13 protein-coding genes and 1 pseudogene are annotated in these 20357 nt (G+C 67.5%); 9 read left to right on the forward strand and 5 right to left on the reverse strand.

What is annotated here, in order from left to right; genetic code table 11:
• Positions 1–102: 102 nt before the first annotated feature.
• From D7W81_RS07050 to D7W81_RS07075, 6 genes and pseudogenes are all read left to right on the forward strand, one after another.
• Positions 103–1440, forward strand: coding sequence for a glutamate--cysteine ligase (locus tag D7W81_RS07050; protein ID WP_120554557.1), 1338 nt, complete (start codon positions 103–105; stop codon positions 1438–1440).
• 371 nt (positions 1441–1811) lie between these two features.
• Complete coding sequence (locus D7W81_RS07055) at positions 1812–2825, forward strand: IS630 family transposase (protein WP_158621478.1); 1014 nt, start codon at positions 1812–1814, stop codon at positions 2823–2825.
• Positions 2810–3457 (forward strand): IS66 family transposase, encoded by a 648-nt coding sequence (locus D7W81_RS07060; RefSeq protein ID WP_120554559.1) that lies wholly within the window; start codon positions 2810–2812, stop codon positions 3455–3457. Before D7W81_RS07055 ends, D7W81_RS07060 begins: the two co-directional genes overlap by 16 nt.
• Before the next feature lie 343 nt (positions 3458–3800).
• Positions 3801–6164, forward strand: a complete 2364-nt coding sequence (locus D7W81_RS07065) for a UvrD-helicase domain-containing protein (protein ID WP_244227025.1) — start codon at positions 3801–3803, stop codon at positions 6162–6164.
• 68 nt (positions 6165–6232) lie between these two features.
• Entirely contained in the window at positions 6233–7324 is a 1092-nt protein-coding gene (locus D7W81_RS07070) for a PD-(D/E)XK nuclease family protein (RefSeq protein WP_244227027.1), read from the forward strand.
• Positions 7325–7333: 9 nt separating this feature from the next.
• Positions 7334–7789 (forward strand): annotated as a pseudogene (locus D7W81_RS07075) (glutamate--cysteine ligase); the annotation flags it as partial.
• Positions 7790–7829: 40 nt separating this feature from the next.
• On the opposite strand, the gene D7W81_RS07080 reads toward D7W81_RS07075, so the two are convergent.
• From D7W81_RS07080 to alaS, 4 genes are all read right to left on the reverse strand, one after another.
• Complete coding sequence (locus D7W81_RS07080) at positions 7830–8453, reverse strand: outer membrane protein (RefSeq protein ID WP_120554562.1); 624 nt, start codon at positions 8451–8453, stop codon at positions 7830–7832.
• Positions 8454–8561: 108 nt separating this feature from the next.
• Positions 8562–13208, reverse strand: coding sequence for a TIGR02266 family protein (locus D7W81_RS43310; protein WP_244227023.1), 4647 nt, complete (start codon positions 13206–13208; stop codon positions 8562–8564).
• Complete coding sequence (locus tag D7W81_RS07095) at positions 13205–13873, reverse strand: DUF4352 domain-containing protein (protein WP_120554563.1); 669 nt, start codon at positions 13871–13873, stop codon at positions 13205–13207. The genes D7W81_RS43310 and D7W81_RS07095 overlap by 4 nt, the downstream gene beginning before the upstream one ends.
• On the reverse strand, positions 13870–16563 hold the full coding sequence (gene alaS, locus D7W81_RS07100) for an alanine--tRNA ligase (protein WP_120554564.1): 2694 nt from the start codon (positions 16561–16563) through the stop codon (positions 13870–13872). The genes D7W81_RS07095 and alaS overlap by 4 nt, the downstream gene beginning before the upstream one ends.
• A gap of 236 nt (positions 16564–16799) precedes the next feature.
• On the opposite strand from alaS, the gene D7W81_RS07105 reads away from it, so the two are divergent.
• Both D7W81_RS07105 and D7W81_RS07110 read left to right on the forward strand, forming a co-directional pair.
• Positions 16800–17432 (forward strand): hypothetical protein, encoded by a 633-nt coding sequence (locus tag D7W81_RS07105; RefSeq protein ID WP_147445370.1) that lies wholly within the window; start codon positions 16800–16802, stop codon positions 17430–17432.
• 25 nt (positions 17433–17457) lie between these two features.
• Positions 17458–17718, forward strand: coding sequence for a hypothetical protein (locus D7W81_RS07110; RefSeq protein ID WP_147445371.1), 261 nt, complete (start codon positions 17458–17460; stop codon positions 17716–17718).
• 16 nt (positions 17719–17734) lie between these two features.
• Here the strand turns inward: D7W81_RS07110 and D7W81_RS07115 are convergent, their stop codons facing one another.
• Positions 17735–19108 (reverse strand): MEDS domain-containing protein, encoded by a 1374-nt coding sequence (locus D7W81_RS07115; RefSeq protein WP_158621480.1) that lies wholly within the window; start codon positions 19106–19108, stop codon positions 17735–17737.
• A gap of 191 nt (positions 19109–19299) precedes the next feature.
• On the opposite strand from D7W81_RS07115, the gene D7W81_RS07120 reads away from it, so the two are divergent.
• Positions 19300–20355: an esterase/lipase family protein gene (locus D7W81_RS07120; protein ID WP_120554568.1), complete on the forward strand. Its 1056-nt coding sequence runs from the start codon at positions 19300–19302 to the stop codon at positions 20353–20355.
• Positions 20356–20357 lie beyond the last annotated feature (2 nt).

Below are 20357 nucleotides of genomic sequence, written 5' to 3' on the forward strand. Positions count from 1 at the left end.
TTTTTTTTTTTTAATGATACGGCACCCACCGAAATCTACACCTATTAAGTCGTCGGCAGCGTCAGATGTGTATAAGAGACAGCCGTTATATAGGGCGCCCTCATGTCCCTCGACCTCAAGCGCGTGGCCTCCGAGCCCCTCACTTCCGCCGCCCCCCTGGTGGAAGAGCTTCGCAAAGGGGAGAAGCCCCGGACTCAGCATCGGCTGGGGCTGGAACACGAGAAGTTCGTCTATCCCGTGGGGTCCGCCCAACCCCCGACCTACGAGGGTCCGAACGGAATTGGCGCCCTGCTGGAGCGAATCGCCCCGGGCGGCTACGACCGCTTCCGGGAGACGCCCCAGTCGCCGGTCATCGCGCTGCAGCGAGGGATGGCGGCCATCTCCCTGGAGCCGGGTGGGCAGTTCGAATTGTCCGGCAGCCCGTTCCGCACGGCCCGCGAGGCGCACCAGGAGAACCTGGAGCACCTGAAGGAGACGAAGGCGGCGGCGTCCGCGCTGGGCCTGCGGCTGGTGGCGCTGGGCTACCGGCCGGTGGGCACCACGGGGGAGATGCCCTGGATGCCCAAGACGCGCTACCAGGTGATGCGCCGCACGCTGCCGGAGCGCGGCCGGCTGGCGCTGAACATGATGCTGATGACGTCCACCGGGCAGGTGTCCCTGGACTGGGCGGATGAAGCGGACTGCGTGCGCAAGACGGTGGCGGTGGCGCGCCTGTCGCCGCTGCTGGTGGCGCTGTACGCCAACAGTCCGCTGCTGGAAGGCAAGCCGTCCGGCTACATGTCCTTCCGCAGCCGCGTCTGGGAAGAGGTGGACCCCACGCGGTGTGGCTACCTGCCGTCCTGGTTCGACGGCTCCTTCTCCTATCAGGCGTATGTGGACTGGGCGCTGGACGCGCCGCTCTTGTTCCTGCGCCGCGAGGGCGAGTACCGCCACCCGAAGCTCACCTTCCGCCAGCTGATGAAGGAGGGCTACGAGGGCAAGCCGCCGGACATGGGCGACTGGACGGACCACCTGTCCACGCTCTTCCCGGAGGTGCGGCTCAAGAAGGTGCTGGAGGTGCGCGGCGCGGACTGTTCCACCGCGGCGATGACGGGGGCGCTGGGCGCGCTCTGGCGCGGCATCCTCTACGACGCGCAGGCGCTGGAGGAAGCGGAGCTGCTGCTGCCCCGGCTGAACTTCACCGAGCACCTGGCCTTCCACGACACCGCGCGCCGCGAGGGCCTGGCCGGGAAGCTGGGGCCGCGCGAGCTGCACCGGCTGGCCGGGGAGATGGTGGCCATCGCGAAGCGGGGCCTGCTGCGGCTGGACCCCGAGGACGCGCCGCTCTTGGCGCCGCTGGAGGCGGTGGCGGCTTCGGGCCGGTCCCCGGCGCAGGCGGTGCTGGACGCGTGGAAGGAAGACCCGCGTCCGGAAGTGCTGATGACGCGCTTCGAGCTGTGAAGCCGTGAGGCCGCGTCCGCGGCGGAGTGCCGCGGACGCGGGGCCTAATTCCGCGGACGCGGAGGATTTGGCTAGCGGCAGGCTAACGCCGGGATCATTTGAGTTGAAGGACGGAGAGGCAGTGGCGGAACCAAGCCGCAAGCTTCGCGAGCGGAGTGGCCGCACGTAACTGCTTCATCGTCCGTGCCAAGTTCCTCAATGACCCGAGGTGCGAGCCGACGAAGCGGCAGCTTCAGGCCCGCCCACCACAACTCATCGGGATTGAAGTCCGGGCTGTAGGTGAGCAGGTACACCACGCAGGCGCCAACGGCTTCGACCGCCTAATCGCCCGGACATAGATATTGTCCACCCCTGGCATGGGACCGCTACGGGTGGACGATGCGGTGCGTGAGCGGCTGCGGGACATTGGCCGCTCAGCAGATGTGGATGCGGACGAACGGGACCGTGTGCAGATGGTCCTGCTTGCCGCCGAAGGCTGGAGTGCGCCGCGCATCGCACGCCACTTGGGCGTCAGCGACAAGACGGTGCGTCGGCTGCTGAAGGGCTGGCGCATGCAAGGCGAGCAGGCCCTCTACAAGAAGCTGCCAGGGCCGACGCCTGACTTCGAGCACCAGCAGCGCGTGCAACAAGCATTGCATGGGCTGCTCGAAGCGCCGCGCGCCTGGAGTGCTGGCCAGTTGTCGGGGGCGCTGGAGGCGCACGGAATCCACCTGGGCCCACGACAGGTGCGTCGCTATCTGGCGACCATGGGGGCCGGCTGGCGGCGCACGAAGATGAGCCTGACACACAAGCAAAAGCCTGATGCCGTCAGCCAGGCCCGAGCGCGCCTGCTGCGTCTGAAAAAATCCCGAGAGGGGAAACTAGACCTCTATTTTTTGGACGAGTGCGGCTTCAGCCCGACCCAGCCCACCGGCTACAGCTGGGCCGCCGGTGGTACGCGCAAACTGGTGCCGTACGAGAACCCGCAGCGCCGACGCGTCAACGCGCTGGTGGCGTACCGCCCGTCTGGAGATAAGCCCGGGCTGCGCTTCCTGGTGCGCCCGCGCACGCTGATGGCGCACGATGTGGTGAGACTGCTACGCCGACTGCCCTCCGGCTTGTGCCCCTGCGTGGTAGTGCTGGACAACGTGGGCATCCACGTCGCCCACCAGGTCCAGAACGCGGCGCACGCGTTGAGCCGTCAGGGCCTGCGCCTCTTCTACCTGCCGGCGTACTCGCCACAGCTCAACGACGTGGAGGCCGGGCTGCAAGTGGTGAATCACTACGAGTTGCCTGAGCGCAGCTACGCCACCCTCGACGACTTGTTGAGGGCAGTGCGGCGCGCATTGCGCCGTCACCACCTGCGGCTTCGCTTCCCTGGACAACATCTATGTCCGGGGGCTTAGGCCGCCAGAGAACTCTTGAAGGACTTCTCGGGCGTGCTGGTGACACGGACGGCTACGCCGTCTACGCGGCGGTGGCGAAGCAGCGCGCCGGACGCCTCCACGTGGCGCACTGCTGGGCCCACGTGCGCAGGAAATTCCTGGAGTGCGGCGGACCCGAGGCCGACGTCGCCGTGCGACTCATTGGCGAGCGCTACCAGGTGGAGCGCGAGTACCAGACGGGCCCGCACGACGTGGGGCGGCTGCACGCGCTTCGCCAAGAGAAGAGCCGTCCTGTGGTGTCCCGCCTGCACGCGTGGGCCCTCGCGGTGCGCGCGCTGCCCGAGTCCGCGCTGGGCAAGGCCCTGGGCTACCTGGGAAGCCTCTGGCCGGGGCTGACGCGCTTCCTGGACGACGCCCACGTGCCCCTGGACAACAACGCCACCGAGAAAGCCCTGCGCGGGCCGGTGGTGGGCCGCAAGAATCACTACGGCAGCCGCAGTCGCCGCGGCACCGAGGTGGCCGCCATTCTCTACAATCTGCTGGAGTCGGCGAAGCGCTGCGGCGTCGAGCCCAAGGCCTACCTGCGCGCGGCCGTGCTGGCAGCGCTCCACGGCGAGCCGCCTCTGCTACCGCACCTGCACGCCGCTACGTGAAAGGACTCCCATGGACTCGAAAATCTCTGAAACCCTCTTGGAGTACGCCGCGCCAGTGCTGGCTCAAATGCCCCCGGACGCCTCACGGCGGCAGCAGCATGAAGCCCTCGAAGTCATCAGATGTATGGTCGCGCCAGCTTCGACCTGCTGCGCCGTCGCGCGCTGCTCGCCGCCGAGCCTACGCATCACACAAAGCGCGGGAGAGCCACCGAGTCCGGGCAAGCTCAATGCCCGCCTGAGTGTGTCATAGTCAGGGTGACATCTGTACCTCCACGCCCCTCTCATGCCGGTTTCCACTGCCTTGCTGCCCATCAGCGATTTCATCCCCACCATCCGCCTCGCGATTCCTCGGTTCCGGACACAGGTTGGCCGTCCTCCTGCACCGGACGCACAACAGGAGGCGTGCATCCTACATCCTCCTGCAATGCCTCTTCAGATTGTCGCGGGTCCCGGCAGTGGAAAGACGACCGTGCTCGTGCTCAGGGCGCTCCGGCTCGTCATTGTCGACGGTCTTCTGCCCGAGCATGTGCTGCTCACCACGTTCACGAAGAAGGCGGCAGCGGAGATTCGCACCCGGCTCATTGAGTGGGGGCTCCAGTTGGTGGGCTATCTGAAGCAGCACGGCCCCCCCCATTTGCAACCGCACCTAGCCCAAGTTGACGTCAACCGCTTCGTAACGGGAACCCTCGACAGCGTGTGTGAGGATGCATTGCGCACGCTGCGCGCTGCCACAGACCCTGCTCCCGCCTTGCTTGAGGGGTTCGCGGCGGATGCGCTCATGCACCGTCGCGGCCTCACCAATACGGTCTACAACAACGGCACGATTGATCCCGCAGTTGCCAGCTTCCTTGCGAACTTCACTTTTGACGGCACTGCTCCGAGAAATGTGGGGGACCTCATCCGAAGCGTGCGCCCGCTCTTCGATCGCTTCGCGCACGACATCATCAATCTGCCCGCATTCCAGGCCCTGCCAACCCACACAGGGGCTCGCGCACTGCTAGTCCGGGGATATAGCGCCTACATGCAGCACCTGCGGGACACCAATCGCCTGGACTTTGCGCTACTTGAGCAGGCTTTCCTTGAAAGGCTTCGGGCTGGACGCCTTACACGCTTCACCGATGTCGTCCGTGCCATCCTCGTGGATGAGTACCAGGACACCAACCTTCTCCAGGAGAGTATCTACTTCGAACTCTTCCGGCGTACTCATGGGTCGTTGTCGGTTGTGGGTGATGACGATCAATCACTGTATCGATTCCGCGGGGCCACAGTTGAACTCTTCCGGGACTTTCGGACGCGGCTTGCGGCCGTAGTGCCTAACATCGCCGCGCAGCGCCTAGATCTCATCGCAAACTATCGTTCGACTCCTGAACTCGTCTCCTTCTTCAATTCCTTCATCGTCAACGATCCTGACTTCTCGCCCGCGCGCGTCCAGCCTCCCAAACCGGCGATCCGAGCCCAACTTCCCTCCAATGGGGCACGAGTAATGGGCATGTTCCGTTCGGATGTTTCGACGCTGGCAACGGACCTTGCGGCCTTCCTCTACGACGTGTTTCGTGGAAATGGACGTGCCGTCAGCGGCACCATGGGACAAGTGACCATAGCCAAGGCACCTCAGGGGGGAGACTTCGGTGATGCCGTGCTCCTGTCGCACTCAGTGAACGAGTTCACGTCAGGGTTCATGGGCTCGACTCCGCGGGCCCGACTTCCCCATGAGCTTCGGAGGGAGTTGGCTGTAAGAAATGTCGGCGTCTTCAACCCACGAGGGCAGGCGCTTCGTGACATTCCTGTGATCCGGCAGTTGGTGGGAGCAATGCTGGAGTGCCTAGATCCTGGAGCGGTATTGCAAAGCGCCATGCGCCTTCGCGGTGAGGCCCAGCAGTACCTTAGCTTATTCCGCGACGCCTACACTCAGTATGCCGGCACAAACCCTCTGCCAGTTCACCCGCATGGACTGTCTGCTTTCGCCTCTGCCTGGAGGCGCCGCCAGTCCCAGTCGGGCAACCCGTGGCCGCGTGAATGGCCAATCCTTGAACTCTGCTTTACGCTACTTGCATGGTTCCCGAACCTGCGCGATGACCCCGAGGGACAGGTGCATTTGGAGGCAGTAACCCGGGCCATCTCACAGTCGGCGACGTTCTCGCCCTACCGCGCGCTGGTGCTTCACGGTTCGGGGCAGCATGATCGAATCAGCGTAGAGAACGCCCTGAGAGACATCTTCGCTCCCATTGCTGAAAGCTCGATAGATGTAGATGAAGAAATCATGCCGAGCGTGCCTCGGGATCGCTTCGCCATGATGACCATCCATCAGGCCAAAGGGCTCGAATTTCCCTTGGTCATCGTGGATGTCGGCTCAGATTTCAAGACCAACCACGCGAAGACCCGGTTCCGGCGATTCCCCGACAAGCCAAGCAATGTCACCCAGTTGGAGGATGAGCTCGCCCCGTCTTGCTCCGTTGGTACGCTGCGCCTGCAACGCACCGCTCTGCAACGCACCTTCGAGGATCTGATCCGCCTATACTATGTGGCCTACAGTCGGCCTCAATCCGCGTTGCTCCTCGTAGGTCTGGACACCTGCCTGCAGTACTCAACGAGCATCCGCCATACCGCCACCTTCTGGCGGGCCGATGGCACCTGGGATTGGAGGACTCCGTATTCAGGCCAACGCCATCCTCCGCAGGCGAATAACCTTCCTCTGGAGCTGATCTGATGCTTCAACAACGTCGAGAGCCCGAACTTGTCCCCAACTACTCGCTGACGGGAGATCTACTCTCATTCATGCGGTGCGGGTTACAGTACCGATATCAAAGTGGTAGCGCTCTACCGCCGTCCCGGCCTGTTCAGATGTGGTTCGGCGAGTTCATCCACGGCGTGATGGAGACGGCGTACCGGACTTGGTTGACTAGCCACCCGCCCTTCCCCTGGCCCTGCACGCCGACTCCTTACAACACCAGCCCGGACCCGAGCCGTGCCGCGAATGATATTGGAATAATCGGGGACTTAGTAGAGACAACACTTGATGCAGCAGGAAAAAGCCCACGGAGCAAGAGCTTGCGCGAGTCCGCGTATGAACGGGCCGAGCGGGCAGTCAATGAGATTGGTCCCGAATTGTTCCCGCTCATTCGTTCTGCTGAGGAACGGGTGATTGGTACGCGCTCGCTCACGATGCCGCATGGAACTCGAGCGCGCGCCCAGATGTACGAACTTCATGGAATCATGGATGTACTGTCCTCCATGACGGTGAGTGCCACAACTAATAATATGATCTGTAATGCAGTCCGGGCCGCAGTGCCGCAGTTGCCTGTTGGTGCAGAGATTATCGTTGACTACAAAGGCTCGCGGCGCCCCGCCTTGGATGATGAGTACTGGACCCAAGGCGACTGGCAATTACAAATGTACGCTTGGCTCCGGTCTCGGCAGCCGGGCGCTGCTCCTATCGTGGCGGGAGTGCTGCTATACATCAATGAGCTCGCTCCGTCGGGAATCAGTCAACTGCAGCGAGAGGTCAACCAGGGCCGCACCGATGTGCGGCCTGTTTCGGGCTCCCCGGACGACTATCAACTGCGAACATGGCGCCCTGGGGCCGCTGCTCCCGCGTTCTCGGCGGCATTTCGGATGCAGCGAGCGATCCGGATTGTCCCCATCACGCAGCCGAGCATTGATGCCGCCGTTAGCGCTTTCGATAACGTCGTCGTCAACATCGAGTCATGTGTTGCACATGAAGCGCAGCACGGGACAATCATCGCCCACTGGCCTGCCGGTGGCGACGATGCAACGTGTGATGCCTGTGACTTCCGTCACTTCTGTCCTTCGCCTGCATCCGCTCGCACTACGCAGAACTATCAACCGCCAGCGCCGAGCGCCCCTTAACCCAGGGCTCGTCTCACCTTCCGCCAACTGATGAAGGAGGGCTACGAGGGCAATCCGCCGGACATGGCCGACTGGACGGACCACCTGTCCACGCTCTTCCCGGAGGTGCAGCTCAAGAAGGAACTGGGGGCGCTCTGGCGCGGCATCCTCTACGACGCGCAGGCGCTGGAGGAGGCGGAATTGCTGCTGCCCCGGCTGAACTTCACCGAGCACCTGGCCTTCCACGACACCGCGCGCCGCGAGGGCCTGGCCGGGAAGCTGGGGCCGCGTGAGCTGCACCGGCTGGCCGGGGAGATGGTCGCCATCGCGAAGCGGGGCCTGCTGCGGCTGGACCCCGAGGACGCGCCGCTGCTCGCGCCTTTGGAGGCGGTGGCGGCTTCAGGCCGGTCGCCGGCGCAGGCGGTGCTGGACGCGTGGAAGGAAGATCCGCGTCCGGAAGTGCTGATGACGCGCTTCGAGCTGTGAAGCGCGTCCCTTCGCGGACGCGGACTGCGTGGGCGGCGGGCTAGAAGCGGCCGCCCACGGTGACGTTGCCGTTGAAGAGGCTGCCCTTCGCGTCGCTGGTGGTGCCAGGGACGGTGGTCAGCTCCTCGCCACCGAGGAGGCGGTAGGTGGCGCGCACGCCGGCGAAGAGGTTGCCCGCGCGGTAGTCGAGGCCCGCCGCCATCGGGAACTCCGTCTGCCAGTCATTCTGGTAGACGGGCGACGCGCTGTCGGAGGAGTCCAGGTAGCTCAGGCCCAGGCCGAGCCCGACGAACGGCTGCCAGTGCTCCTTGAGGACAGGGCCCAGCTTGCCCAGGACCGTCCCGTTGTTGCGGAAGATGTGGTTGCCGTCGCCCACGCGGTCATCATTGATGGGGATGCGCTGCCCTTCGTAGCCGACCTCCACGCCGACGAGGGGCGCGGGCTGGGCGACCGCGGTGATGCCGAACAGCCCCCCCACGCCCGTTTCGTCGGACAGCTCGCCGGTGAAGCCGCCCAGACCCGCGCGCACGTCCAGGCCGGCTTTGACCTCCTCTTCGTTGAAGCCCATCCTGCGCCCGACCTGGGTCGCGTCCACCGCGAAGGCCGGGGCCGCGATGCACACGCCCGTCGCCACCACCCCCGCCATCATCGAAGTCTTCTTCATGTCCAGGCTCCTCCCGGTCTGTGAACTGTGGGACCTGGAATGGAAGCTGGGACGGCAGGGACGGACAGCGTACCTGCCTCGTGGACGGAGCCAGGAGGCCGAGGGCCTTCAGCGCCGGCCGAAGAGCTTCTTCAAACCGGACAAGAGGCCGCTCGGACGGGCCTCCGGTTCGGTGTGGAAGGGCGAGCGGGCGACGAGGGCGTCGCGGGTGGCGTCGTCCAGGTCCTCCGTCGCGAGCACCACGGGCTGCCGCTTCGCGCCGGGCAGGGTGGCGCTGAAGGCGAGGGTGCCGTCGGTGGACAGCTCCAGGTGCACCTCCACCTCGCCCGGGCGCTCCACGGTGAGGGAGAGGGCGCCGAGCCACTCGTTCTCCGCGGCGGTGGCGGCGGTGCCCTGGAAGAAGGCGAGCACCTGAGGGCCGGGGGTGGTGACGGGGATGACGAGCGTCTTGGCCGTGGGCAGGCGGGTGTTGCGCTCCAGCACGCGGCGGAAGGTACCGGCGTCCTCGGCGACGCCGATGGGGGCGGTGAGCACCTCCGAGACGCTGGCGGCGGGCTTGCCGGTCTCCGACAGCAGCAGCGCGTGGCCGAGCAGCGCGGCGCCTCGCACCACGGCGGTGCGGGCGTCCACGTCGTCGTCGCGCACGGGCACGCCCAGACTCTCCTCCAGGCGGCGGCGCACGAGCGGCGCGCGGGACTGGCCGCCCACGAGGAGCACGGCGTCCAGGCCTTGAGGGGAGAGGGCGTTGGACTCCAGCACCTCGCGGGTGACGGAGACGACGCGCTGGGCGAGGTCGGCGGTGAGGGCCTCCACGCGCTCGCGGTCGAGCGTGGGGCCGGGGCCGGTGGGCAGCGTGACGTCCACGGAGTCCTTCGTGGAGAGGGTCTCCTTGGTGGCTTCGGCGATGGTGCGCAGGGGGCCCCAGTCGAGCAGGTGTTCGGGGCGGGGGTGGCCCTGTTCGGAGAGGTCGCTGACGAGCGCCTCGGCGATGCGGCCGTCGAAGTCCATGCCGCCCAGGGTGGGGTCCCCGCCGGTGGTGACGACCTCCAGGTCATCGCCGGTGACCTGCACGACGCAGACCTCCAGGCCGCCGCCGCCCAGGTCCACGACGAGGACGCGCTTGCGCGCGAGCCCCCGGCCGTGTGCGTACGCGAGCGCCGCGGCGGCGCTGTTGGTGAGCACGCGGGGCACGTCCAGGCCGGCCATGGTGGCGGCTTCACGCAGGGCGGCGCGCTGGCGTTCCGTGAAGTGCGAGGGCGCGCAGAGGACGGCGCGCGTCACCTTGCGGTTGAGGAACGTGGTGGCCGCCTGGCGCAGCTCGCGCAGCAGCATGGCGGTGAGGAGGGTGGGCGCGATGACGCGGCCGCCAAGCTCCACGCTCGCGTCGCCGTGGAGGTCGGTGGCGATGGGGAAGGGCAGCTGCGGGGAGAGCCAGCGGAGGTTCGGGGAGCGGGCGCGCACGCCGAGCAGGCGCTTGAGGCCGGCCGCGGCGCGGCGGGGAGCGCGGGAGGCTTCGACGAGGGCAGCGGCTCCGACCTGGATTTCGCCGGAGCTGCTCACCGCGATGACGGAGGGAAGGCCCGTGCCGTCGGTGCCGGGGATGGGGATGGGGATGGCGACGCCGTCGATGAACGCTGCCACGCGGGCCTGGGAGGTGCCCACGTCGATGCCGAGCACGACCTCCGCCGCCGCGGGCCCGGTGACGGGCACGGCGGGGGCCATGTCGAAGAGCGTGCGGCGGCGGCTGCGCGCGGTGGCGGCGCTGCTCTGTGCCTCTGCGGAGGGCGGTGGGGCGGCTTCGTCGGTCCGTGGGGACGGTGTCGCGGCGGAGGTCTGGGACGCAGCCGTGCTGATGGGAGCAGCGGCGTCGTCGACGCGCGGGGACTCCGGCGCGGCGGGTGCTTGCGATGCCGGTTGCTCCGAAGCCGTGTTGGCTGGGGCCGTGGCTTCGAAGGTGCCCGGGGATTGGGGCGCGGCGGGTGCTTGCGAAGGGGATTGATCCGAGGCCGTGCTGACTACGGCAGGGACTTCGCGGGTGCCCGGGGCGTGGGTCGCGGCGGGTGCTTGCGAAGGCGGTTGAGCCGAAGCCGTGCTGACCAGGGCCGTAGCTTCGACGGCGCCCGGGGATAGGGGCGCGGCGGATGTCCGCGCAGGCAGTTGCTCCGAAGCCGCGCTGACCGAAGCCGTGGCTTCGATGGCATCCGGGGTTTGGGGGGCGGCGGAGGTACGCGCAGGCAGTTGATTCGAAGCCGCGCTGACCGGGGCCGTGGCTTCGATGGCATCCGGGGCTTGGGGCGCGGCGGATGTCCGCGCAGGTAGTTGCTCCGAAGTCGCGCTGACCGGGGCCGTGGCTTCGAGGGCATCCGTGGATTGGGGCGCGGCGGATGTCCGCGCAGGTAGTTGCTCCGAAGCCGCGCTGACCGGGGACGTGGCTTCGATGGCATCCGGGGCTTGGGGTGCGGCGGATGTCCGCGCAGGCAGTTGCTCCGAAGCCGCGCTGACCGGGGACGTGGCTTCGATGGCATCCGGGGATTGGAGCGCAGCGGGTTCTCGCGAGGGCGGTTGCTCCGAAGTCGCGCTGACTGGAGCGGCGGCATCGTGGTCGCTTGGAGACTGCTCCACGGCGGAGGGCGTGGCTTCGTCCGGAACCGGCGGTGAGTCAGCGACGGCTGTAACGGAGGCGTCAACCGGGACGTGGATGGACGCTGCCGTACCCGTGGACGCCACTTCGTCCGAGCGCTCTGTCGCGGCTGAAGCTTCCCCGATGGACGGCTGATCATCGGAAGCCGAAGCGGTCGCGGAGGCCGTGTCCTCCGTGGCGGAGACAGGCGGGGGCGAAGCCTCTTCGTGGAGCGCTGTGCCCGGTGCGGCCGGGGATGCGGACAGCGCTTCTTCAGGGGAAGAAGCTTCCTCCTCGGCGTCGGTCGGCACCGCTTCGGCAGCGACCGTATCCGTGGATGCGGAAAGGGGAGGGGACTCCTCATCCAGAACCGAATCGAGCGGTTCTCCGTGCTCGGGCGTTTGAACCCGCGCGGGTTCAATTTCGGGCGATGCGTCTTCCGCGAAGGGGGCTGGCGGTGCCGCGAAAGACTGCTCGTTCTCAGAAGCGGCCGTGTCGTCGGATGGAGCCAGCGGAGCGGATCCGACAAGCGCTGTCCATGCATCCTCTGCCGGCGGTTCGACCACGACTGCCGATGCGTCGTCCTCTTCCTGCGGAGCCGAGAATCCAGCAGCCGGTGCGTACTCCCAACTTGCGCTGTAATTCTCGGCCGAGGTCGTGTCGGACGTGGGCTGCGTGTTCGGCTCGTGTCCTGGCGCATCGGTGAGTGACGCGGCGGCGTCTTCACTCGCTGTGGGCTCCGTGGCCTCGACAGCCTGTTCAAGCGCCGCGCTGAACGGATCCACATCCTCGGAAGCCGCGCTGAGCTCGTGCGGGAGGGTCTCCGGGTCGATGCCCCACGCGCGAAGGCGCTCGGCCTCCCGCTGGTTCGGCGTCGCAGCCGGTTCCGAGGGATGGGACGTCGCCTGGGCGAAGTCTTCTACCGCGGCGGGCTCGGGGGCTGCCGCAGGGACGTGCTCCTCCGTCGGGAGCGCTGTTTCCGTGGCGGCTCCCTCATGCGGCGTTGCTTCGGCCGCGAGCCCCCTTGCGTCGGATTCTGGCGCGAACGAGGAACTGGAGGCTGCCGGAGCGGGCTTCTCCTCCGGCTCCATGTTGAGGTCGACGTCGAAATCGAACGACTCGTCGGTGTTGGCCCGCGCCTCGACACGTTCCGGTTCCGCGCTCCCCCCGGAATGCTCGGGAGCATGCGGGGCTCCGAGCACGGCGTTCGGATCAAACGCATCCACCGACGCGGAGGTGAAGGGGCCTGACTCGGAGGCATCACCCCCCTCAGGAGCGTCAGCTGGCTCCTGCGGCGCTGGATCCGCCGGACCCTGTGCAGCCCACCCGGCGTCCACCGGGGGCGGCATCACGGCCGCGAAGGTGCCGGAGGCCGCGGGAGGCCGCTGCTCCGCTGCCGGATGGACCGTGAACATCTCCTGGGTCGCCCGCTGCATCCCCTCGCCAGCCGGAACCCTCCGCTCCTTCCGCGAAAGGCCCACGTCTGGAAGGGGCGCGAGCTCCTCTTCCTCCTCGGCCGCGTGCTCCGGGAAGAGCGACACCGGCTCGTCCGGTTCCGCCAGGTCTGGCGGAGTGACGGCCACGGGCACCTGCACGGCCGGCAACGTCATGGACGCTTTCGGCGTCGCGCCGCGCGTCCAGGGTTCCTCGTGGGAGGTCTTCGCCAGAGTCTCCAGCGAAGCAGGCACCGTCTCCGTGCCGGCGCGTGCGACAGGCCGTGACGGATTCACGGCCGGAGTCCGCCGGATGAGCCCTGGCGGCAGCGGCGCGGCGTCCGTCCTGGGCGCGGCGGGCGGAGCCACCGTTGCCTCCGTCCCGCTCCGCCGCGCGACGATGCGGTCGATGAGCGCCTTGCTCGCCGCATCCAGCTTGGTGAAGCGCACCGTCATGCCCGTGCGGGCACTCCCCGCATCCGGCTGCGCCTTGAGCACCACGCCTTCACCGCGGAGCAGCCGCGTGCCGTCCGCGAGGACGAACTCGAACGCCAGCCCCGTGCCCTCCGGCTTGAGCGCCCGCGTGGCCACGAACACTCCACCGCGCCCCACGTTCGAGCCGTACCGCTCGATGAACTCCTCCTCCTCCGTGTACGGGAGTCGGATGCGCAGGGGGAGGAGCTTGGGGGCCGGCCCGGTCATCGCAAGGGGATCCGCACGTCCCCGCCGGAGCCCTGCACCACGAGCGCCAGCCCATCGTCTTGCACGGCGTCCGGCGGCACCTCGAACAGCAGCACCACTTCCGTGCGCTGCTCGGGCGCCCACGTGGTGGGCAGGGGCTTCGTGCCGGCCACCGCCTGCGCGTCACGCGCCAGCGGATACATCTGCCCCTTCGCGTCCGTCACCTTCGCGCCATCCAACGTCAGCGGCGCGGGCATCCCGCCCACGTTCTGGGTGATGAGCTCCACGCGCAGGAACAGGTCCTCCGTCGTGAGTCCCAGCCCCACCTTGCCGGAGCCGCCCTTCACCGAGTGCGACGCCTCCAGCCCCGTCACCTTCACGGCTACCGTGTCCACGTGCACGGTGTCGTTCTTCCCGGGCAGCCGCAGCTTGTGTGGCCCGTTGTCACCCAGGCCCGCGGCCAGGACCGCCAGCTTCGACTCCTCCGGCTCCTGTTGGGCAGGCCGCGGACGCGGGGTCGTGGCGCCGCCCTGCTTCACCCGGTCCGCCTCCGCACGCAGCTTCTGGAGCGTGCGCGCTTCGGCCTCCTGGCCCTCTTCGGACGTGGAGGTTTCCTTCGTGCAGCCCCCCAGGAGGAGGGCCGCCGTCAGGAACGCCAGGGTGCGGGATGAAGCGCGAGGACTCACGCCGGGCTCGCGCCCTTCACCAGCTCGTAGAGCTTCTCCAGCGCCACGGGCAGCTTGTCCGCGTCCGGGCCACCGGCCTGCGCCATGTCCGGCTTGCCGCCGCCCTTGCCGCCCACTTCCTTGGCCATCTCGCGCACCAGGTTGCCCGCGCTGATGCCCTTGGCGACCAGGTCCTTGGTGAGCGCCACCAGGATGACGGCGCGGCCGTCCTTCTCACCGCCAATGGCGATGACGCCCGAGCCGATGCGGTCGCGCAGCTGATCCGCCATGCCGCGGAACACCTTGTCGTCCGCGGGGTCCACACGCGTGGCCAGCACCTTCATGCCGTTGACCTCGCGCGCCTGGTCCATGAGGTCCTTCTGCGAGGCCGACTGGGCCTTCACCGAGACCTCCTCCACCTTGCGCTCCAGCTCCTTCACGCGCTTCTGGGTGGCCTCCACGCGGGTGGCGACCTCCTTCGGGTTCGTGCGCAACAGCGCCGCGACCTTCTTGAGCTCGTGCTCCTGTTCACGCACGAACTGGAGCGCGCCCACGCCCGTGACGGCCACGATGCGCCGCACGCCGGAAGCGACGCCGCTCTCGCTGGTGACCTTGAACAGGCCGATGTCACCGCTGCGCTTCACGTGCGTGCCGCCGCAGAGCTCCGTGGACTCCGGGTGCACGGTGACGACGCGAACCGTGTCGCCGTACTTCTCACCGAACATGGCCACGGCGCCGGACTTCTTCGCCTCGTCCAGCTTCATCACGCGCGTCTGGGCATCCGCGTTGTCGCGCACCCAGGTGTTCACCAGGTCCTCCACCTGCTCCAGCTGCTCCTGGGTGGCGGGGGAGAAGTGCGAGAAGTCGAAGCGCAGGAAGTCCGGCGCGACGACGGAGCCCGCCTGCTTCACGTGCTCGCCGAGCACGCGCTTGAGCGCCTTGTGCAGCAGGTGCGTGGCGGAGTGGTTCGCGCGGATGGACTTGCGGCGCTCCACGTCCACGGACGTCTGCACCATGTCGCCGACCTTCAGCGTGCCTTCCTTCAACTCCACGGTGTGGACGATGAGCCCCTGCACCGGGCGCTGCGCGTCCTTCACCTGCGCCACGGTCTTGCCGCCGTGCGCGACGATGCGGCCCGTGTCGCCCTGCTGGCCGCCGGACTCGCCGTAGAAGGGCGTGCGATCCAACACCACGTCCACCGTGGCGCCCGCGGAGACCTGCGGCACCTCCACGCCGTCCTGCACGAGCGCGAGGACATTGCCCTCACCCTCGTGGCCCTCGCCGTCGTAGCCCAGGAACTGGGTGGGCGCGGTGCGCGAAAGGACGGTCTGGAAGACCTCCGTGGTGGACTTCTTCTCGCCGTGGAAGTCCTGGCTGGCGGCCTCCTTCTCCTGGAGCTGCTTGAAGCCCTCCAGGTCCACGTCGAAGCCGCGCTCGCGCGCGATGATCTGCGTGAGGTCCCACGGGAAGCCGTAGGTGCCGTGCAGCAGGTAGACGACGTCGCCGGAGATCATCTTGCCGCCGGAGGCCTGGAGCTTGGACAGCTCCTCGTCCATCAGCTTGAGGCCGCGGTCGAGCGTGCGGCGGAAGCCGTCCTCCTCGTGCCTGGCTACTTCGAGGATGAAGGTGCGGCCGTCGCGCAGCTCGGGGAACGCGTCGCCCATGAGCTCGATGACGCGGTCCACGACCTTGAAGAAGAAGGGCTCCTTGATGCCCAGCTGCTGGTCCCCATGGCGGATGGCCCGGCGCATGATGCGGCGCAGGACGTAGCCGCGCGCCACGTTGGAGGGCTGGACGCCGTCGGCCACGAGGAACGCGGTGGCGCGGGCGTGGTCGGCGACGACGCGCTGCGAGGCGCCGGTCTCCTGCGAGTAGGGCTTGCCGCACAGCTCGCTGACGGTGGCGAGGATGCCCTGGAAGAGGTCGGTGTCGTAGTTGGAGCGCTTGCCCTGGACGACGGACGCGATGCGCTCCAGGCCGGCGCCGGTGTCGATGGACGGCTTGGGCAGCGGGATGAGCGGCGCGTCCTTCTCCTTGCGCTCGAACTGCATGAACACGAGGTTCCAGATTTCCAGCCACCGGTCGCAATCACACGCGACGCCCTGGCACTTCCTGCCCGCGGCCTCTTCCACACAGGGGATGTCGTCGCCCTGGTGGTAGTGGATTTCGGAGCAGGGGCCGCACGGGCCGGTGTCGCCCATGGCCCAGAAGTTGTCCTTGTAGCCGAGCTTCAGGATGCGGTCGCGAGACACGCCCTCCTTCGCCCACAGCTCGAAGGCCTCTTCGTCCCAGGGGATGTTGTTCTCACCGTTGAACACGGTGACGGCGAGCCGGTCGATGGCCAGACCCAGCCGCTTCGTCACGAACTCCCAGGCGAACGAGATGGCGTCGGCCTTGAAGTAGTCGCCGAAGGAGAAGTTGCCGAGCATCTCGAAGAACGTGTGGTGGCGCGCGGTGTAGCCCACGTTGTCGAGGTCGTTGTGCTTGCCGCCCGCGCGCACGCACTTCTGGGACGTGGTGGCGCGGCGGTAGTCCCGCTGCTCGCGGCCGGTGAAGACGTCCTTGAACTGGACCATGCCGGCGTTGGTGAACAGCAGGGTCTGGTCGCCAACGGGCACCAGCGATGAGGAGGCGACACGGCGGTGGGCGCGCTCCTCGAAGAACTGGAGGAACGCCTCGCGGATCTGGGAGGCGGTGAGGGCGGAAGGCATGGTGTGGGTATATGCCACAAGAGGGCCGGGCGCAGCAGTTCCTGGACGGGTCATCCCCTGGGGGACGGCCCATGTAGGCAGGGCTGACGCCAGGAGGGCAGGGGAGCGGCCGGGGCCCTTGTGGGTGCCCTGCCGCCAACGCTTGGGGCTCCAGGTTCCGGACCCGGAGCAACGGTCGCGGTACAATGGCCGCGGCCCACATGCGAGCGAGCGGCTTGCTTCGCCAGGGCCTGGTCATGCGCGTTGATCGCAGGAGCTTCTGGTTCCTGGATGCCGTCGTGGAGTCGAGGGAGAACCTGGCGGTCCTGGGGAGCCTCGACATCGAGGTCATCACCAATCGCCGCACCCATGGGTTGGAAGCGCGGGAGCTGGCGCCAATGCTGGCCTCCCTGTGCGAGGCAGGGCTCATCGAGGTGACGCGTGAGGATTCAGACGGTCGCGCCCGGTCGCTGCCGGAGATCGAAAGCGCGTTCGCCATGAGCCAATGCAAGCCAGGGCACTACTCGGGCTTCTGGTACGGCCTGACGTCCGAGGGTGGCGCGGCGTGGGAGTCCATGACCCGAGCGGATTGGAGCCGCTACTCCAAGGGCTGGAGTGACGGGGAAGAACACTGCCTTGAGGCGGGGGGGCATGAACTCGCGGAGGAGGAGTTCGCCAGGTGGTCCTCGCAACCGTCGAGAGTCTTGGTGCCTGGGAGCGCGGTGTGGAAGGTCATGCAGCCCTGGTCAGCCACCTACTGGAAGACGGTGCCCCTGGGCTTCCAGGTCCGCTATTGGGCGAAACGCGGGAAGTGGGACGGTGTTGCCGAATGGATTTGGGAGAGGCGTCATCCGGTGCAGCGTCCCTGGTATGAACAGCCGGAGTTCTGAGATGGCGTCCACTCGCGAGAGAAGCATGGCCCCCTGGCTGCTGACAGGGTGTGCCGCGCTGATGCTCCTGGCCCTGGCCTTCCGGGATCATTGGCTGCTGCTGACGCGGGACGACCTGGGCGTGCCTCGTGGGTTCTATGCGTGCGCGGTCCGCACGGAGCATGGAACTCGCACGCGGCAGTGCACCATCGGAGCGGATGGCATCATCTTGCGTGAGGAGCAGCTCGCGGATGGACCCGTCCGGCGTATCTGGTTCGCTGACGGGCGTGAGCCTTTGACCCGGTGAAGCCCTTCCCGGGGCCCTACGCGCTTCGCTGGGACGGGAACTCGACCTTGAAGGTCGTTCCCTCTCCCGGCTTGCTGTCCAGCTGGATGCTTCCGCCGTGCGCGTCCACGATGCTCCGGACGATCCACAGCCCCAGCCCGAAGCCCCCGGCGTGGGACTTCGGCGACAGCTGCACGAACCGCTCGAAGACGCGCTGCTGCGCTTCCTCGGGGATGCCCGGTCCGCCGTCGCGGACGACCAGCGTCGCGCTGTTCTTGCTGGGGTGCACCGCCAGCTCCACCTCGGTGCCCGGGGCGTACTTGATGGCGTTGGACAGCAGGTTCGTCACCACCTGCTCCAGCCGCATCCGGTCCCAATGGCCCACGGCGGGCTGGTCCGCTTGCAGGCGCAGCTGGCAGCCGGCGCGCTGAAGCGCCTCGGTGAAGACCTCGCCCACGCTCCGGGTCACCTCCGCGAGGTCCACCTCCTCCTCGGGCTCGATGGGCAGCGGATCATCCGATGCCGAGGCTCGCGAGACGTCGAGCATCTTGTTGATGAGGTTCTCCAGGCGCCGGCACTGCTCCTTGGCCTTGAGGAGCTTGGGCGCCGCCAGGTCGGGTGTCAGCGTGCCTCTCTCATTGGAGCGAAGCAGGCTCTCCATGTAGAGCTGGAGCGAGGTGATGGGCGTCTTGAGCTCATGCGACGCGACGGTGAGGAACTCCTCGCGCATCTGGAGCGCGTGCTGGAGCTCCGCCGTCCGCTCCCGCACGCGCTGCTCAAGCTCGGCGTTGAGCTTGTGCAGCTCCGCCTTCGCGCTCTTCACCGACGCGCTCTCGATGAGCTCCCAGGCGCCCGCCTGCCGGATGAGCGCGAACTGGTGGTTGCGGACCACGTCGAGCACATCCATCGGGCCGCACTTGTCCAGGCAGTAGCTGCACATCCCGATGATGTTGTGGCTCTTGAAGGTGTCGGTGACGCGGGCTTCGTAATCAACGAAGCCGGACCAGTCCTGACGCTCCAGCCAGTAGGTGTTCCCCGTCAGGCGCAGTCCGGCGTAGCCCTGCGCGAGCGCCCGTCCGTGCCGGTCCACCCACCCCTGGAGCACTTCGTCCGGGCTCTTTCCCCCGGCCTGCATGTACCAGTCGCGGTGGTCGATGATTTCAATCTGTCCCCGGGCCATGCGCTGATCCAGGTCAGGCACGGCGTTGCGCAGCATCGTCCGGGCATCCGTGGCCGCGAACGGCTCGGACGTGACCCACAGGCAGTGCTCGTTGTTCTCCAGGCCCGCCTTGAAGTAGGGGACCAGCGAGTCCACGAGGTCATCCCGGTCGCCGTAGAACTGGCAGAAGTGGGAGCCCCAGGGCAGGTCCCCCACCGCGGGAATGCCACTGGGACGGAGGGGGATGTTCATGGGGCTTGGTACCTTGGGCATGGGGCCCCCAACAACACTGCGGGAGCATGAATTCGTTCAACGATGAACGGTCCGCCTTCTTGCCTTCTCAGGGGCCTGGAACAGGACACGCAACTCCCGGCGCCATTTACCGACAATGTAGGCAAGCCTCTCCGCTGCACTACTCGGCTCCCCCCTCCCGAGGTCCCCTCATGGTCCAGGTCACGCGCCCTTCCAGCCTCACGCCGTCCACGACGCGGGTCGCTCCGGAGGCCCCTGTCCGGCCCAATGCCGTGACGGGCTACAACGCGGTGGTGAAGGGCGACCGCTTCACCTCGGCCACTCCGGCGGGTTCGCAGCAGGTTAATGCGCTGCGTCTTCCCATCCCCTGGCCCGGCAAGGGCGAGGCGGACAAGATCGGGTGGATCCAGAAGGCGTATCCGCCGGCGAAGGACTCCACCGCGGAGTTCATGAAGCTGAACCAGGCCGTGCGCGCGGGCCAGAACGTGATGCCCCCCGAGGCCAAGGACTGCGTGTTCCTGGCGGTGGGCGGGCTGCTTTCGGAGGCGGCGCCCAAGCAGATCTACTTCGACAAGAACCTGGACGCGCTCGAGGCGCAGGGGCTTCAGGTCGGCCGCGTGCCCGTGGACACGGACATGGGCGTGGAGCACAACGCCGCCATCGTCCGGAAGGCCGTGCTGGAGGCTTCGAAGAACGGCAAGCAGGTGGTGCTCATCGGCCACAGCAAGGGCGGCCTGGATTCCGCGGCGGCCCTGTCCATGTACCCGGAGCTCAAGGAGCACGTGCGCGCCCTGGTCACCATCCAGTCGCCGTACGGCGGCTCGCCCATGGCGCAGGACCTGCTGGACAACCCGCTGGTGCGCTACGGCGTGGGCGGCGCGGTCGAGGCGCTCGGCGGCAGCATCCAGGCCGGTGAGGACCTGACGTACGACTCGCGCAAGGAGTTCCTGGCGAAGCACCCGATGCCCTCGGGCATTCCCACCGTGAGCATGGCCTCCACGACAGCGAACCCCACGTCGCCGCTGTTCGCGATGCAGGAGTACATGCACCAGCGCTACGGCGTGAAGTCGGACGGCCTGGTGCTGCCGCAGGACGCGTTCATCCCCGGCTCCAAGTCGGTGACGCTGTCCGGATTGGATCACCTGGACTCGACCGGCACGACGCTGAACCCGTTCAAGCCCTACCAGCCCGAGGACCTGACCCTCTCGCTGGTCGCGATGGCGCTGAACATGCCCAAGGGCAGCTGAGA

The organism is Corallococcus aberystwythensis, assembly GCF_003612165.1.
In the GTDB taxonomy this organism is placed as follows: Bacteria; Myxococcota; Myxococcia; order Myxococcales; family Myxococcaceae; genus Corallococcus; species Corallococcus aberystwythensis.